A 14,605-nucleotide genomic window follows, 5' to 3' on the forward strand; every position below is an offset into this window, starting at 1 on the left:
CCCACCACCCGGTTTAACGGGCTTTTCTTAATAATTGGTGTTGCCGGCCTTGCCAGAGCCAAGCCCCGTGGGCCGCGGATGCGCACGCGCCACGCTACCGCCTGCGGCCGGTGCAATATCATTCAGATTATGCTCGTCAATTGCGCCGTGGCCAGGCCGCGCAGGCACGTGCCAGATACCGGCATCCTCAAGCCGCACCTGATAGTCGCGGTTGGCGGCCAGGGTTTTTGCCCGGCTATTGAGCGCTTCAACAAAAGCCTCAGTCGCCGGTGACCGGTGACACACAAAGCCGATGTTACTTTCAAGGAACACAAGTTCATTATCGAACGCAGGCAGTGGCTCACTGAGCGCATCAAACACCAGCACAGCATCCGGCAGCATGGCGGTGATATAATCGACCCGCGCGGTCAACAGCATGCGGGCCTTATCGGTCTCATCAAACACGCTGATTACATCGGCGCCCGTGTCCGCCAGCACCATCTGCATCACAGAGCCTGACGGCACGGCAATGGTGCGACCCTTGAGGTCAGCGAGGTTTGAGGGCGCATGTTCGCCCCGGCGGGCAAAAATATGGGTCCGGGCGCGGAACAGCGGGTTGGTTTCAACAAGCGTGCTGGCATCTTGCACATGTTCGCCCGCGGTCAGCACGCCAATGGCGCTCGGGTAAATGCAGCTGCTCTCGCTATCAAGGAAACGCGCCTTCGCCCGGCGGTAGGGCATCAACTGGTAGTGGGCGGTGCTTTCCATACCGTCAAGCAGATCGGCCGCCAGCTCATTATAAAAGCCAGAACCATCCTGTGCGAGGGTCATGCCCCACACGGTCCCGAATATGGTTACCCTGTCATGCTCGCGCGCTGCACCCGGCGCTGCCTCAGAGACTGACTCTGGGGCCGCCTGCGGTGTTTCCGCCTTTGCTTCCATAAAAGCAAGGCCAAGGAACAAAAGCGCGGTCACCCCCGATCCCACGGCAAAAATCTTACGCAACACTATATACACCCAACACTATTCAACGGGTTACCCAACACTCTGCGGCTCCCCGATCCCCCCGGACCCAAGGCCGCCCCCGTTGTGCCTGAAGGGGTGAAGCTATTCACGAACGTGTGATCGCGCAACGGAAAAGGCGGAAGAATGGGACATTTTTCCCCATTTTCCGCCTTTTTTACCCATTATTCCCGCGTTGGATAGGAAACACAGCCCCCGCGCGTATCAGCCGCCCTTGCCCGAATTTCGTGACAACGATTGCAAACGCAACATTATTTCGCGGCGCAAAAGAGACCTGAGAATCAGCCCTAAGCCGCGAGGCTCGCGCGGTAATGCGCCAGCAGCATGCGGTGCAGCCCTTCAGCCCCCGCCCGTGGCCCACCATGGATCAGGCGTTCCCGCGCCAGCGAGAAGGCCTCATGGAAGGCACGCACCACACGGTCCGCATCCGCGGCATGCAGCGCGTCATCATGGGTCACAAGGTAGGCGGCCAGCTTCTCAAGCGCCATATCGAAGCGCGCGCCAAGTCGGCCCGGTCCATGGTCAGGGTTCATCTTGTGCGCAAGCTCCAGCGCGCGAATAAGCCCGCCCCGGCGTTCACACAGCCGCATAAAGAGGCTGACCACAATACCCGGCACATCCGCGACCAGCGCCGGCGCGCCGTCACATTCGCCCATAAGCGCAAAGAAGGTTTGCTCCACCTCCTCCGAGAGGCGGTCATCAAGGCAGTGCAGCAAGGCGTCTTTGTCGGAAAAGCGGTTATAGAAGGAACCGACGGACGCCTTCGCGCTGCGCACAATGTCCTGTACTGACAGGTCATGCCAGTGGCGACCATCGAGCAGGTCCTCCGCCGCATCCAGGAAGCGCAGGAAAGACCGCGCGCTGCGTTTCTGCGCTGGCACATGCGCCCAGCGGCCATAAAGCCACGGCCCGCCCGGCGTGCCCGGCAGCGCCGCACGGGCGCCCATCGCCCGGCCATGCCCATGCCCGGCATTTGATGACATTCCCCCTGCAGGAATGCCCGATGTCATTGCAGCCATAAATATCCTCCCGGCCAATTGGCCTTGGGCCGGTTTGCCCACGCGGATATGCCCCATCCGCCGAACGCACCCGTGTCCCGAGTTGCCCCAACATGCGCCAGCGCCCCGGCACGCAGGCAAGGCCGCAAAATCTGCCGCCCACACCCGCTACCAAAAGGCCGCACGCATGCACCTCTCATCACCGCCACATGAACGATGGCAGCGCCACCGCCAGACACCCCTGTCCAGCGATATCAAATATAATCAAAACTTTAGTGATAATAATAGAATCAGAATTATAATTCGTTTTCAAATGAAAATTGCATGAAAATCCAAGGTTGCTGAAATGTGAAAAGAGGGTGATGTTGTCGCGTGTCACAAATCACCGGATTCCGCGTCACAGTTTCCGGATAGCTCAACCACCTGAAATTTTTGGAAAGCCCTGCACCATTTTGAGGCGCATCAAATTGGGGCATTTCTTTATGAATGTTGCCTAGGGGAAAATATAATTCCCCCGCACATGCCCACGCCGGCCGCAGGCCCCTGCTTCACGACCAAGGCGAAATCTCCATCGCCACCTGTCTCCCGACAAACCGGACTTGGGACCAGTCGTCGAAGAGATTGCTCGCGCGCCATTTTCAGTGCCATTGCTTGCCCCCATCTAGGGGCTGATGCTCCCCCCTGAATGGGGCTTGTTCAACCATGCTGGTTTTTGGTTTCCTGTGACCTCCTCAAGACACGATCGAAATTGATGCCCGCAGCCGGGCTGGAGAGGCCATGCAGATGATCGGTACGGCACCAGAGTGTATCCATTTTGGCCCGTTTTCGCTGTGGCCGAGAGGCCGAAAGCTCAAGCGTGGAGAGGAAGCGGTTGAGCTGGGTGGGCGCGCCCTCGGTGTTCTGATCGCCCTCCTTGAAGAGCCGGGTGTGGTGCAGTCCCATGAAACCCTGACATCGAAAGTCTGGCAGCGCCGCTGGCTTGACGACAGCAACCTGCGTGTTGCCATTGCGCAGGTTCGGCGCGCGCTGGATGACAAGGCAAACCGCTATATCGTGAATGTGCCGGGGCAAGGCTACTATTTCGCAGCCGAGGCCGAGGTCCTTACCGTGCCACGATCTCAGGTGGACACGGACGCTGGACGGTGGGACGAAATTGACCCTATAGTGGGCGAAGACCCTGAGGATGTTCCTGTCCCCGAGCCAGAGGCCCCCATGCATAAAGCGCAGGCAAGTGCAGACAGTCCGATTACCGTCCTGATCGTGGACGACCATGTGCTGCTGCGCGAGGGTGTTCGCGCTGTCATTTCCGCGCAGGATGACATTCATGTGGCGGGCGAAGCTGAAAGCGGGCGCTCCGCCATTGATGCCTACCGCGCCCTCAAGCCGGACGTGGTGCTGATGGACCTGCAGATGCCGGACATGAACGGCCTCGATGCCATCACCGAGCTGCGGCGCACCGATCCTGATGCCAAGATCATTGTGCTCACCACCTACACCGGCGATGGGCGCGCGCTCAAGGCCTTGCGCGCAGGCGCCATGGGTTACCTTGTGAAAGCGAGCCTCAGGAACGAGCTTCTGGGCGCCATCCGGTCGGTCTTCCACGGCGGCAAACATCTGGACGCGGCCATTGCGTCCGATATCGCGCTGCATGTGCTGGATGAGGCGCTGACGGAGCGTGAGGTCGATGTGCTTTCGCTTGCCGCGTGGGGCAACACCAACAAGCAGATTGCCCGCAAACTCGATATCTCCGAAGAGACGGTGAAGGGCTATATGAAGGTGGCCTTCTCCAAGCTGGGCGCCACCGACCGCACCCACGCTGTCACAATCGCCGCCAAGCGCGGCCTGATTGAACTTTAGGCCCCGCGCTGTGCGCCGTATCCTGTTCGCCATGTTTATTGCTGCCGCGGTTTTGGTGCTGGACGGCAGCCCTGTTCAGGCCCTGCCGACCACGGCACGGCTGGCCCAGTTGCACCACCGCCAGTGGACCATCGAACATGGCGCGCCAGCGGATGTCTGGGCGCTTGATCAGGGGCCTGACGGCTACCTCTGGCTTGGGACCGGGGCGGGGCTTTACCGGTTCGACGGGTCGGAGTTTGAACGCATCGAGCCCGAGGGGGGCGACCGGTTCCCCTCCATCGACATTACGGCGCTCTATGCGGCACCGTCCGGCGATATATGGCTTGGCTATTCGCCCGGCGGCATTTCCCGGCTGCGGCATGGTGTGCTTGAGAACTTCGAGGTCGACAATAGCGCCGCCACATGGATGGTGCTGCGCATTGTCGAGGACCAGAAAGGCACTGTCTGGGCCGCGACCGACCGCGGTCTCATGCGTTTTGACGGCAGCGCGTGGGAGATTGTCGGCGAGGCATGGAGTTATACCGGGCAAAGCGCAACATGGGTTGATGTGGCACAGGACGGCTCGCTCTGGGTGGCCGACGGCGAGGGTATTGTTTACCTTGAGCCGGGCGCGACACAGTTCAAGGCCCTGCCCGTGCGGGCCGGGCGCGCCGTTTTTGCCGAAGGGCCAGACGGCACGCTGTGGGTGCTGGATTCCTACCACGGGCTGTTCGCGATCTCGGTTGACAGCCGGGAACTTCTGCACGAACAGCGCGGCGAAACGCCAGCCAAGCGGTTTGACCCCAACTATATGATGGTAGACAAGGACGGCGCGGTCTGGGGCAGCGACCTGACCCGTGGCGGCATTTTCCGTATCGCAAACCCTTCTGACGTTCAGGGCGCGGGGCCTGACGCTTTCCTCAGCGCGGTGGAAACCTTCACCCTTGCAGACGGCCTTTCCTCCAATATCTCCGTGCCGCTTCTCGAAGATGGCGAGGGGCAGGTCTGGGCGGGCACCAACCTGGGCCTCGATAGCCTGAGCCGGCAGTTTTTTGTGACCGAACCGCGGGTGCCAGCGACATCACGCTATGGATACAGCGCGCTTTTTTCACCCCATGGGGACTATATCCTCGACAGCACCACTCTGTACCGACTGAGCCCCGACAGGGATATCACCACTGTTGCAGCCATGCCGCCGCAACTCACAAACGGAATGACCGACAGCAAGGGCACGGTCTGGGTTGGCACACGGCAGGGGCTGTGGCGGTATAGCAGTGGGCCTGCCTTCACACAGGTGGACCTGCCCGAAGGCGCCGAGAATTTGCGTGTTGGCCCACTTGCGGAAGACCGTGAAGGCAATATCTGGGTGATCATCCGCCGCCTTGGCGTGTTTCGCCTGGTGGGCGGACGCTGGGACCGGGTCTCGCTACCGGCTGAAGTGCTGGACGCCATTCCAAACAGCCTGTTCGCTGACCCGCGCGGCGCGATATGGCTTGGCCTCAGGGACGGGCGTTTGCTGATGATCGACGGCGTGAAACGGCAGCTTTTTAACGCCGCCGCGGGCCTTGATATCGGTGAGGTACTGGGCGTGTACAATGTTGCAGGCCACCTGCATGCCGTGGGTGCCTTTGGCATCGCACGTCTTGAGGGGGACCGTTTCCGCACTCTTTCCAGCAAACAGATTGCGGCGGCGAACGGCGTAACCGGCCTCGCCCGCACCGAGGACGGCCAAGTCTGGATGAATACCATCTCCGGCGTGGTGCGGCTGAGCGAAGAAGAGCTGGACCGGGCATTCAAGGACCCCGGCTACCGCCCTGGCTTGGAACTGTTTACCGCGCGGGACGGACTGCCGGGCGTGGCCCAGCAATCCACCTTGCAGACTGTCAATCTCTCCGCCGATGGCCGCATCTGGTTCATCACCAACCACGGCCTCGCATGGCATGACCTGAGTTATGAGGTGATTGCGCCTTCGCTTACGCCCGTGCGCCTCAAGTCCCTCAGCGCCAACGGTACAGTGCTGGAGCCGACTGAGGGCATGATACTGCCCGCCAATACAACGCGGCTGTCGCTGTCCTATCAGGCGCTGAACCTTGTCTCGCCTGACCGTACACAATTCCGCTATATGCTCGGCGGCGCAGACGAACGCTGGGTCGAGGTAGACACCGCGCGGGTGATCCAGTTCTCCAACCTCAAACCCGGTGATTACACCATTCGCATCGAGGCAAGCAGCGAGCCGGGCACATGGCTTGGTCCAACGACGGAACTGACCTTCCGTATTCCGCCGACATTCATTCAGTCACCCTGGTTTGTGCTGACCTGCGCCGCAGTCCTATTGTGCCTTGGCTTTATCGGATACCTCTATCACCTTCGGCAGGTGGCGGAACGGATCAAGACCCGCATGGAAGAGCGGCTGAATGAGCGCGAACGCATTGCCCGCGAACTGCACGACACCTTGCTGCAGGGCTTTCAGGGGCTTGTGCTCCGGTTCCAAAGTGTGCTGGACAAGCTGCCTTCAGGCAGCGAGAACCGGGACGCACTGGAAGCCGCGCTCGAACGCGCGGATGACGTGTTGCAGGAAGGCCGGGACAAGGTCCGCCGGCTGCGCTCAGGCTCCGACCCGGTTGACCTGATTGCTGTCTTGAAGGCCACTGTGGCCAATATCCTTGGCGATCAACTCCCGTGGTACATCGAGACCGAGGGTGTGCCACGTTCTGTCTATGCGCAGGTGGCGGAGGAAATCGCACCCTTCTGTGGGGAAGCGGCAGCAAATGCCCTCCAGCATGCCCACGCGAGCGAGCTGAGGCTGCACATCAATTTCGGCAAGCTTCGGCTTGAAATTTCCGTCATTGATGATGGCATCGGCATGCCCGCTGACGTAATGGCGAAGGGAAGCCTTGACGGTCACTATGGCCTCGTGGGCTTGCGTGAACGCGCGTGCAAGCTGGGCGGCGATATGGATATAACAAACAACAGACCAAGCGGCACGGCAGTATGCCTCCGCCTTCCCGCAAAAACCGCCTATACACGGCACGGAGAGTAGATTTGCCAACCGACCTTCTGTTTTACCTTGCCGCTATTCCCGCCGTTGTGTTGACCGGGGTGTCCAAAAGCGGTTTTGGCGGTATCGCCCTGCTCGCCGTCCCCCTGATGTCGCTTGTGATGTCACCGGTGGAAGCGGCGGCCATCATGCTGCCGCTCCTACTTTTGATGGACCTGTTTGGTGTTCTGGCATGGCGGCGGCAGGCAAACTGGCGCCACCTTGGTGTGCTGCTGCCCGGGGCGGCCGTTGGTGTGCTCGTCGGCATGTTCACCGCAAGCTATGTGGCGGAGGATTTTATCCGCCTGTTGGTTGGGGTGATTGCTGTTGGTTTTTGCGCGTACCGCTGGTGGCCACGCCGCACACAGCATGCGGACGCACACCTTGAAAAACCGCCGCACCCCTCCGGTGTGTTCTGGGGTGCTGTTGCGGGCTATACCAGTTATGTTGCCCACGCGGGCTCACCGCCCTATCACGCCTATATCCTGCCCAAGAACCTCGACAAAAAAACCTTTGCTGCCACCGGGGTCTGGTTCTTCGCGCTCGTCAACCTCGCCAAATTGCCCGCCTATATGTATGCCGGGCAACTGACATCAAATTCGCTCTATCTGTCGCTGATACTGGCGCCGCTTGTGCCTGTCGGCTTCTGGCTTGGCCTTTGGCTCAATCGCGTGGTGCCGCATGCGATTTTTTACCGCGTCATCTATGCCGCGGTATTCCTCTCTGGCCTTAAACTCATCGGTGATGTGCTGGTCTGGTAGGGGTGGCCGCCCCCACGAATGGGGGGTGTGAAGGCGGCCGGGGTAGGCAGGCGAGAGCCAGACGGGTTTGCCTGCCTGGGGGTAGTCCCTTCAAGCCCGCGCGAACGCGAGCAGGTCTTCGTTGATGCGGTCCTTGTGGGTGACCGGCAGACCGTGGTCACCACCTTCGTAAACCTTCAGTGTCGCGCCCTTTACAAGCGTCGCCGCGACCCGCGCGGTAATATCGATGGGTACAATCTGGTCATCGTCGCCGTGGATGATGAGGGTGGGCACATCCACTCGCTTCAGGTCATCGGTGAAGTCAGTTTCGGAGAAAGCCTTGATGCAGTCATACTGCCCCTTCAGCCCGCCCATCATGCCCTGAAGCCAGAAGCTGTCACGGGTGCCCTGGCTTACTGTCGCACCTTCCCGGTTGGCACCGAAGAAAGGGGTGGTGATATCCTTGTAGAACTGCGACCGGTCCGCCTGAACACCCGCACGGATGCCGTCAAACACCTTCATCGGCAGGGCGTTCGGATAGCGGCCCGACTGCGCCATCGTGGGGGTAACCGCCCCCATCAGCACCAGCTTTGCCACCCGTTTTGTACCATGCCTGCCAATATAGCGCGTGATCTCCCCGCCGCCCGTTGAATGGCCGACAAGGATGATATCCTTGAGGTCCAGCGCTTCGATCACGGCGGCAAGGTCGTCGGCATATTGGTCCATAGTGTTACCATGCCACGGCTGGGAGGACCGGCCATGCCCGCGCCGGTCGTGGGCGATGGCGCGGAAGCCGTTTTCCGCCATGAACATCATCTGGTCGTCCCAGGCGTCAGCCGTCAGCGGCCAGCCGTGGCTGAACACAACAGGCTGCCCGCTACCCCAGTCCTTGACGAAGATTGAGGTGCCATCTGCCATGGTCACAGTGCTGGATGGTGCCTTTGCACTTTTCATAGATGCATCCGCTGGTGCGCTGACCATGGTGGCGGCTGGTAGCGCCGCCGCTACCGCGACAGTGCCAAGCAGCAGGTCGCGACGGGATGATGTGGATACATTGTTTGGTGTATCTTTTGTCATGATGATTTCCTTCAGGCTTTGTAATAGCCGGGATAGTGATGAACGGGAGACCAGTCCGGTTTGAGGGCTGGCAAAGCTGGCGCCAGGGCGCTGAACTCATCCGCGCCATACACCACGCGGCCACCGGTGATCGTAAGCACTGCCTCGATCCCGCGGATTGCTTCCTCTCCGACACTGAAATAGTCGTCGCTCAGCACCGCGAGGTCGGCATACTGGCCCGGCACCAGCTGGCCTTTCACCTCCTGCTCGCCGGAGAAATAGGCGCTGCCACGGGTATAAAGCGTGAGGGCTTCGTCGCGGCTCAGGCGGTTCTCATCGCTCGCGATCCGCGTGCCGCCGACCGTTTTGCCTGACACCATCCAGTAAAGCGAAGACCATGGGTGATAGCTGGCGACCCGTGTGCCGTCCGTGCCTGCGCCGATGGGCATGCCGGAATTCAGAAGCGCGCGCAGCGGCGGCGCATTGCTTGCGGCCTCACGGCCATAACGCTCGAGGAAATATTCACCGCCATATGCCATGCGCGCCTGCACGGCGACCGCACCGCCCAGTGCTTTTGTACGGGCGATGGTGGCCGGGATATAGGTTTCCCCATGGTCGAACGCCCAGCGCAGGCCGGTGAAGCCAGCCCTACCCGCAAGGATCTCTGCCCGGTGTACCGCTTCAAAGACATCCAGCATCGCATTCGCGCTCTGGTCATAGGTGGCATGAATGCGGAAGGGCCAACGGTTGCGCACCAGGTGCCGCACCACGGCATGCAGGTCTTTGTCCCAGCCGTCGCTTGAGGTAAAATCCGGGCGCGGTGAGAGGAAGTTTTCATAGTCGCTTGCCTTGTAGGCCAGCAGTTCGCCGACACCTTCAAGCACATAGCCGTTGGCCATCGACGCGCTGTTGCTGTCGGCACCGTAAAGTGTGGTCCAGCTCTCAAAATCGGCCAGTTCCTTGCCGGGACGCTGCGGGAACAGGAAATAGGAGATGCGGATCGGCATGGCGCCTGCGCTCGCGAGCCCGGCCGTGCCCTGATAATCATCAGGGAAACTGTGACCACCGCCGCCAGCGTCAATCGCGCTTGTGAGACCAAACCGGTTCAGCTCGCGGTACCAGTGCTGGGTGGAGATCACCTGCTCATCCGTGCTTAAGGGCGGTAGCTTGCCGATGGTCTGATAGAGAAGCGTCGGGTATGGCTCAGCCATGATGCGCCCGGTGAGGCGACCGTCTGGCCCTTGCTCATAGCGGGTGCCATCTGGCGTTTTGGTGGACGACGTTATGCCTAATGCCTTAAGCCCCGCGCTGTTCAGGTAGCCTTGCGAATAGAGGAGACTGACAAACACCGGCACATCACCGGCAGCGCGGTCCAGCTCCTCCGGCGTGGGCAGGCGTTTCTCGCGGAACTGGAACTCGCTCCAGCCCCCAACCACACGGACCCACTGGCCCTTAGGTGTGCGTTTGGCCTGCTCTGCAATCATGTTCAGGCCCTGTTCAAGGCTTGGCACCCCGTCCCAGCGCAGCTCGGCGGCATAGAAGCGCCCGCCGCGCACCGCGTGCAGGTGGCTGTCGTTCAGCCCCGGAATGACCGTGCGGCCTTTAAGGTCAAGCACATGGGTGTTGTTGCCAATATGCGCCCGCATTTCGCTGTCGCTGCCGACGGCAAGGATGCGGTCATCCTTGATGGCAAGCGCGGTGACGAAAGGCTTGTGCGGCGCGAGGGTAGCGATCTTGCCACCAAGAAGGACAGTGTCCGCACTTTGGCCCTGCCGGGCCCACAGGCGTGCGGGCAACATCAGGGCTGCGCCGCCTGCGAGGGCTGTGGAGGTTCCGGCTTTCAGGAACAGCCGGCGGTTCATGGAATTGTTGGTCATTTTAGCGCCTCTTCACATTGCAGTAAGGGCGGTGCCGGGCAGAAGCGCCCGGCACCGAAGGGCTGTCTAGTGACCCTCTTTCGCGCCAAACATTTCCTTGGCGTAGATGATGCCGAGGCCATAGCCACCGCCATGCTGTTTCGCGATGCCGGTTACCACGTCGTAGGTTTCGCCGCGGGCCCAGTCGCGCTGCAGTTCAAGCATGTACTGAAGCCAGGTAATCGGGTGTGCGCCAGCCTGCACCATGCGCTGGACGGCCATATTGTGTGCGTCTTCCGATACACCGCCGGAAGCGTCGGTCACGAAATAGACCTCGTAGCCTTGCTCAATGGCCGACAGCACGGGGCCTACGCCACAGACTTCGGTCCAGAGTGCGGCAATAACGATCTTCTTCTTGCCAAGCTTGTTCACTTCATCGGTGATGCGTTTGTCTTCCCACGTGTTCATGGTGGTGCGGTCGATCGGGCTTTGGTTCGGGAACACGTCTTTCAGTTCCGGGAACATCGGGCCGGAGAAGCTTTTTTCCGCAACCGTAGTCAGGATGGTCGGCACGTTGAAGGCCTTGGCGGCTTTTGCGAGGCCTGTCACGTTGTTGCGCAGTTCCACAATGTCGATCGACTTGGTGGCGAAGGCCATCTGCGGTTGGTGGTCAATCAGGATAACCGTGTGGTTGGTCGGGCTCAGCATGCTGTCAGCCGGTACCGGTTTGGCCTTTTGCGCCATCGCGCCTGTGGTGATCATCATCGCGGCGGCTGCCGTCGCGGCGATGTTCATGAGTTTCTTGAAGCTGGTCATAGTCTGGTTCCGTTTCTTGAGTTGAGAGGGCGACGGGTGCCAACGTCCCGTTGCATTCACTATGGTCCCGGCGTTGGCCCGGGTGGTGTGAAACGCTGTGAAGCTTTGTGAATCCGCGGCCATGTCAGAAATCCAGCCTTGCGGTCAGCTCTATGAAAGTGATGGCGCGGGCGTCCGGCTTTACGTGGCGGACAAAGGCCCCCGGCGCGCTCCTTGTCGCGACCGCGCCAAGGAAAACTCCGCCTCTGGTCGTGAACTCGAAATTAATCGATGTGGCAGTGTCGACATAGCGCGGGGCGCTCCTGTCGGCGGCGAGGATTTGGCTGCCGTTCGGCGCATAAACCCCATCCGCACGACTAAAGCGCCAGAACATGTTCACGTCCATGGTGACGGTCAGCCGCTCCGCCAGTTCAAGTGTCAGATAGGGGTTGAGGTTATAAAAGTTCCGCGGCCCCAGATGCGCGAGGTCCGAGAAATAACTCCCCCGCGGGAACAGGGCGTTGAAGGCTGTCAGCTTGTTGTCGGTGCCATCGCGGTCACCGCTCGCGATATTGGCGGAGAGCGCGATGCGCGGGCTGAACGTGGTGTCACGAAAGGCGCGGCCAGCCGTGGCGGCAACTGTCCATGCGGCAATGGTGGCCTCGCCTTGGCGGCCGAACTGATAGACGGCTTCCCCGTCCCAGTCCCATATGCCGGTGTCACCAAACAGGCGGGCGCCGATACTGTGGCGAACCTCGGTCGCGCTGCGCACATCCCGCGCACTTCCCGCACGGTAGCCCAGGTAATAGACATCAATACCCGTGCCGGGCGCGCTTGCGATTGTAGCGTATGTGCCCCAAAGCGCCTTGCCCTTGCCGATGCCGTCGTCAAACACGCCGGGGTCGTTTTCAACCTCAAAGCCCGCGAGGGTTTTTATGGTGATACCGGGGGCTGAAAGCCGCAGCACCGCGCCGTCGAAGCGGCGTTTGACATTGGTGCCGTCGCGGGTGGCGACAAGGCGGCCGGAGCCCAGTTTCCATTCGTCCCGCCCGAGCCGCAGGCTCACGCTATCCGAGAGGCTGAGGTCCAGCCAGGCGCGGTGCAGGTCAAGGCGGTTCTCGTCCACCGGGCTGGTGCCGAAAGCGGCGCCATGGTCATAGGCGGCGGCCAGCTCAAAGCCCGCGCCCCACGTGGTGCCGCTGTGCTCAGCGCCCAGATGGTAGCGGTGGGTCACATACCAGTCCGCGCCCTCATGCTCTGTGCCCCAAAGCGCATTCTGCTGCATCGTGGCCCGTGCCCGCACATGGCCAAACACGTCAGCATGAGCAGCAGGTGCAAGCCCCATCAGGGCGGCAAGGGCGGCAGAGCAATATGAAGGCAGTGGCTTCGACATGGGACGAGCTTTCCTGTTCGCGGAAGTCACCCATTGTCGGGCGGACTTTCGCGCTCTGTGCGTTAAGGCTTGTGAATTCGTGTGAGCGGAAGGGGAGAGGGAGGGGAGGAAACCCTCTCCCCGCGCCGCGCTCGGGCGTTAGTGGGCCGCTGTAATATCAAAGAGCAGGAACTCAGCGTTTGCCTGCGCCGCGACCGTGACTTCGTCCATATCCTCAAGCGCGGCACCGTCCCCGGCCTTGAGGGTCTTGCCCTCGACCGTGACCGTGCCGTGCACCACCTGCACCCAGATCAGGCGGTCAGGTGTGGTGGCGTGGGTGACGCTTGCACCCGCCTCCAGTAGGCCACCATAAAGCTTCACATCCTGATGGATGGTGACCGACCCCTCTGCCCCGTCCGGGCTGCCGATCAGCTTCAGCGCATTCTGGCGTTTTTTGGGGTCAAAGAACTTCTGCTCATAGGAGGGTTTCAGGCCTTCTTTTGCCGGTTCGATCCAGATTTGCAGGAAGTGCACTTTTTCACCGCGGGAATGATTGTATTCGCTGTGGCGAATGCCGGTACCCGCGCTCATGCGCTGGACTTCACCGGGGCGGATCACCGAACCTGTGCCAATCGAATCCTTATGTTCAAGCGCGCCACTGATCACGTAGGAGATAATCTCCATGTCGCGGTGGCCGTGCGGGGCAAAGCCCTGGCCCGGATGAACCCGGTCTTCATTGATAACGCGCAGCGGGCCAAAGCCCATGAAGCGCTGGTCATAATAGTGACCGAAGGAAAAGGTGTGGTGACTATCGAGCCAGCCATGGTTGGCGTGGCCGCGTTCTTCGCTGTGTCGTACTTTGATCATGTTTTTTACTCCTGAGTGGGGTGTCTCTGTTGAACTCAAGATAACCCTCTCTTTTTCAGGAGACAATTTGCATAACTCACGACATACTGTCGCCAAAATGGATACAATAAAGAGGCAAGGTCATGGGCAAGTTCAGCCATATCCGGGCATTCCTTGGTGTTGTGGAGCACGGCAGCTTTGCAGAAGCCGCGCGGCAGGCCGGGCTTTCACGCTCTCAGGTCAACAAGGCTGTTATTGCGCTTGAGGAGGAACTGGGGGTCCAGCTTCTGGTGCGTACAACGCGCAAGGTCAGCCCAACCTCAAGCGGGGAGGCCTTCTACACACATGCCGCCCGCATCCTTGCCGACCTTGAGGTTGCGGAACGCGCGGTCCGGGAAGACACGGAGGAACCCAGAGGCACGCTCAGGCTCAACGCGCCAATGTCCTTTGGTGCGCTGCACTTGGGGCCGGCACTCGCGGATTTCATGAAAGCCTACCCTGACCTGAAGGTTGAGCTGTCGCTCAATGACCGTTTTGTTGATGTGGTTGAGGAAGGCTATGACGCCACGCTACGGATCGCCGAACTGCGGGAAGACAGTGCGCTGATTGAGCACCCGATCACCCTCGTGCGCCGCTACCTTGTGGCCTCACCGGGTTTCATAAAATCACATGGCCCTATTGAACGCGCGGAGCAGCTCAAGTCGCTCCCGTGCCTGCACTATGGTGCGCTTGGGCGCGGCCATGTCTGGCGCCTGCTTGATGACGGCAAAGCCATTACCGTGGATGTCAACGGCGTCATGTCGGCCAACAATGGTGAGGTACTAACGGAGGCCGCGAAGGCAGGCCTTGGCATCGCCATGCTGCCCACCTTTATCGTTGGCCCGGCAATGCAGTCAGGCGCGCTTGTGCGTGTGCTCCCAAACCTTGTGCCGCCTGACATCCACCTCACCATCCTTTACCCGCCAAACAGGCACCTGACGCCCAAAATAAAATATCTGATCGAGTTTTTGTATAAGCGGTTTGGCGAGCGGCCTTATTGGGACCTCATTGAATAGGGCCCGACTACA

General features: G+C 60.6%; 11 protein-coding genes and 1 pseudogene. 5 read left to right on the forward strand and 7 right to left on the reverse strand.

Features of this window, described 5'->3' with window-relative positions; all coding sequences use genetic code 11:
• Positions 1-27: 27 nt before the first annotated feature.
• Positions 28-987 carry a transporter substrate-binding domain-containing protein gene (locus B150_RS0100290; RefSeq protein ID WP_162139628.1) on the reverse strand — a complete coding sequence of 320 codons (960 nt, stop codon included), beginning with the start codon at positions 985-987 and terminating at the stop codon, positions 28-30.
• 302 nt (positions 988-1,289) lie between these two features.
• The gene (locus B150_RS0100295) at positions 1,290-2,021 is read right to left on the reverse strand and encodes a TetR/AcrR family transcriptional regulator (protein WP_162139629.1); all 732 of its coding nucleotides are present in this window, start codon (positions 2,019-2,021) and stop codon (positions 1,290-1,292) included.
• A 762-nt stretch (positions 2,022-2,783) separates the two neighbouring features.
• Between B150_RS0100295 and B150_RS23565 the strand changes: the two are divergent.
• The 4 genes and pseudogenes from B150_RS23565 to B150_RS0100310 all read left to right on the forward strand — a co-directional run.
• Positions 2,784-3,071 (forward strand): annotated as a pseudogene (locus tag B150_RS23565) (winged helix-turn-helix domain-containing protein); the annotation flags it as partial.
• 141 nt (positions 3,072-3,212) lie between these two features.
• Positions 3,213-3,857, forward strand: a complete 645-nt coding sequence (locus B150_RS23570) for a response regulator transcription factor (RefSeq protein ID WP_026168110.1) — start codon at positions 3,213-3,215, stop codon at positions 3,855-3,857.
• Entirely contained in the window at positions 3,847-6,876 is a 3,030-nt protein-coding gene (locus tag B150_RS0100305) for a sensor histidine kinase (protein WP_155859886.1), read from the forward strand. Before B150_RS23570 ends, B150_RS0100305 begins: the two co-directional genes overlap by 11 nt.
• Before the next feature lie 2 nt (positions 6,877-6,878).
• Complete coding sequence (locus B150_RS0100310) at positions 6,879-7,634, forward strand: sulfite exporter TauE/SafE family protein (protein WP_020397871.1); 756 nt, start codon at positions 6,879-6,881, stop codon at positions 7,632-7,634.
• Positions 7,635-7,724: 90 nt separating this feature from the next.
• Here the strand turns inward: B150_RS0100310 and B150_RS0100315 are convergent, their stop codons facing one another.
• From B150_RS0100315 to B150_RS0100335, 5 genes are all read right to left on the reverse strand, one after another.
• Positions 7,725-8,531, reverse strand: coding sequence for an alpha/beta fold hydrolase (locus tag B150_RS0100315; protein WP_425311188.1), 807 nt, complete (start codon positions 8,529-8,531; stop codon positions 7,725-7,727).
• A 170-nt stretch (positions 8,532-8,701) separates the two neighbouring features.
• A complete protein-coding gene (locus B150_RS0100320) occupies positions 8,702-10,546 on the reverse strand; it encodes an amidohydrolase (protein WP_020397873.1) in 1,845 nt (614 codons plus the stop codon).
• A 66-nt stretch (positions 10,547-10,612) separates the two neighbouring features.
• The gene (locus B150_RS0100325; RefSeq protein WP_425311189.1) at positions 10,613-11,287 is read right to left on the reverse strand and encodes a hydrolase; all 675 of its coding nucleotides are present in this window, start codon (positions 11,285-11,287) and stop codon (positions 10,613-10,615) included.
• A 178-nt stretch (positions 11,288-11,465) separates the two neighbouring features.
• The gene (locus B150_RS19025; protein WP_020397875.1) at positions 11,466-12,713 is read right to left on the reverse strand and encodes an alginate export family protein; all 1,248 of its coding nucleotides are present in this window, start codon (positions 12,711-12,713) and stop codon (positions 11,466-11,468) included.
• A 138-nt stretch (positions 12,714-12,851) separates the two neighbouring features.
• Positions 12,852-13,559, reverse strand: coding sequence for a pirin family protein (locus B150_RS0100335; protein ID WP_020397876.1), 708 nt, complete (start codon positions 13,557-13,559; stop codon positions 12,852-12,854).
• Positions 13,560-13,681: 122 nt separating this feature from the next.
• Between B150_RS0100335 and B150_RS0100340 the strand changes: the two genes are divergently transcribed.
• Complete coding sequence (locus tag B150_RS0100340) at positions 13,682-14,593, forward strand: LysR family transcriptional regulator (RefSeq protein ID WP_020397877.1); 912 nt, start codon at positions 13,682-13,684, stop codon at positions 14,591-14,593.
• Positions 14,594-14,605: the final 12 nt, after the last annotated feature.

Source organism: Kordiimonas gwangyangensis DSM 19435 = JCM 12864 (assembly GCF_000375545.1).
Taxonomy (GTDB): domain Bacteria; phylum Pseudomonadota; class Alphaproteobacteria; order Sphingomonadales; family Kordiimonadaceae; genus Kordiimonas; species Kordiimonas gwangyangensis.

Coding starts and splice junctions, on each gene's coding strand:
- B150_RS0100340 (WP_020397877.1), top strand. CDS start 13,682: ATGGGCAAGTTCAGCCATATCCGGGCATTCCTTGGTGTTGTGGAGCAC.
- B150_RS23570 (WP_026168110.1), top strand. CDS start 3,213: ATGCATAAAGCGCAGGCAAGTGCAGACAGTCCGATTACCGTCCTGATC.
- B150_RS19025 (WP_020397875.1), bottom strand. CDS start 12,713: ATGTCGAAGCCACTGCCTTCATATTGCTCTGCCGCCCTTGCCGCCCTG.
- B150_RS0100335 (WP_020397876.1), bottom strand. CDS start 13,559: ATGATCAAAGTACGACACAGCGAAGAACGCGGCCACGCCAACCATGGC.
- B150_RS0100320 (WP_020397873.1), bottom strand. CDS start 10,546: ATGACCAACAATTCCATGAACCGCCGGCTGTTCCTGAAAGCCGGAACC.
- B150_RS0100315 (WP_425311188.1), bottom strand. CDS start 8,531: ATGGCAGATGGCACCTCAATCTTCGTCAAGGACTGGGGTAGCGGGCAG.
- B150_RS0100295 (WP_162139629.1), bottom strand. CDS start 2,021: ATGGCTGCAATGACATCGGGCATTCCTGCAGGGGGAATGTCATCAAAT.
- B150_RS0100325 (WP_425311189.1), bottom strand. CDS start 11,287: ATGATCACCACAGGCGCGATGGCGCAAAAGGCCAAACCGGTACCGGCT.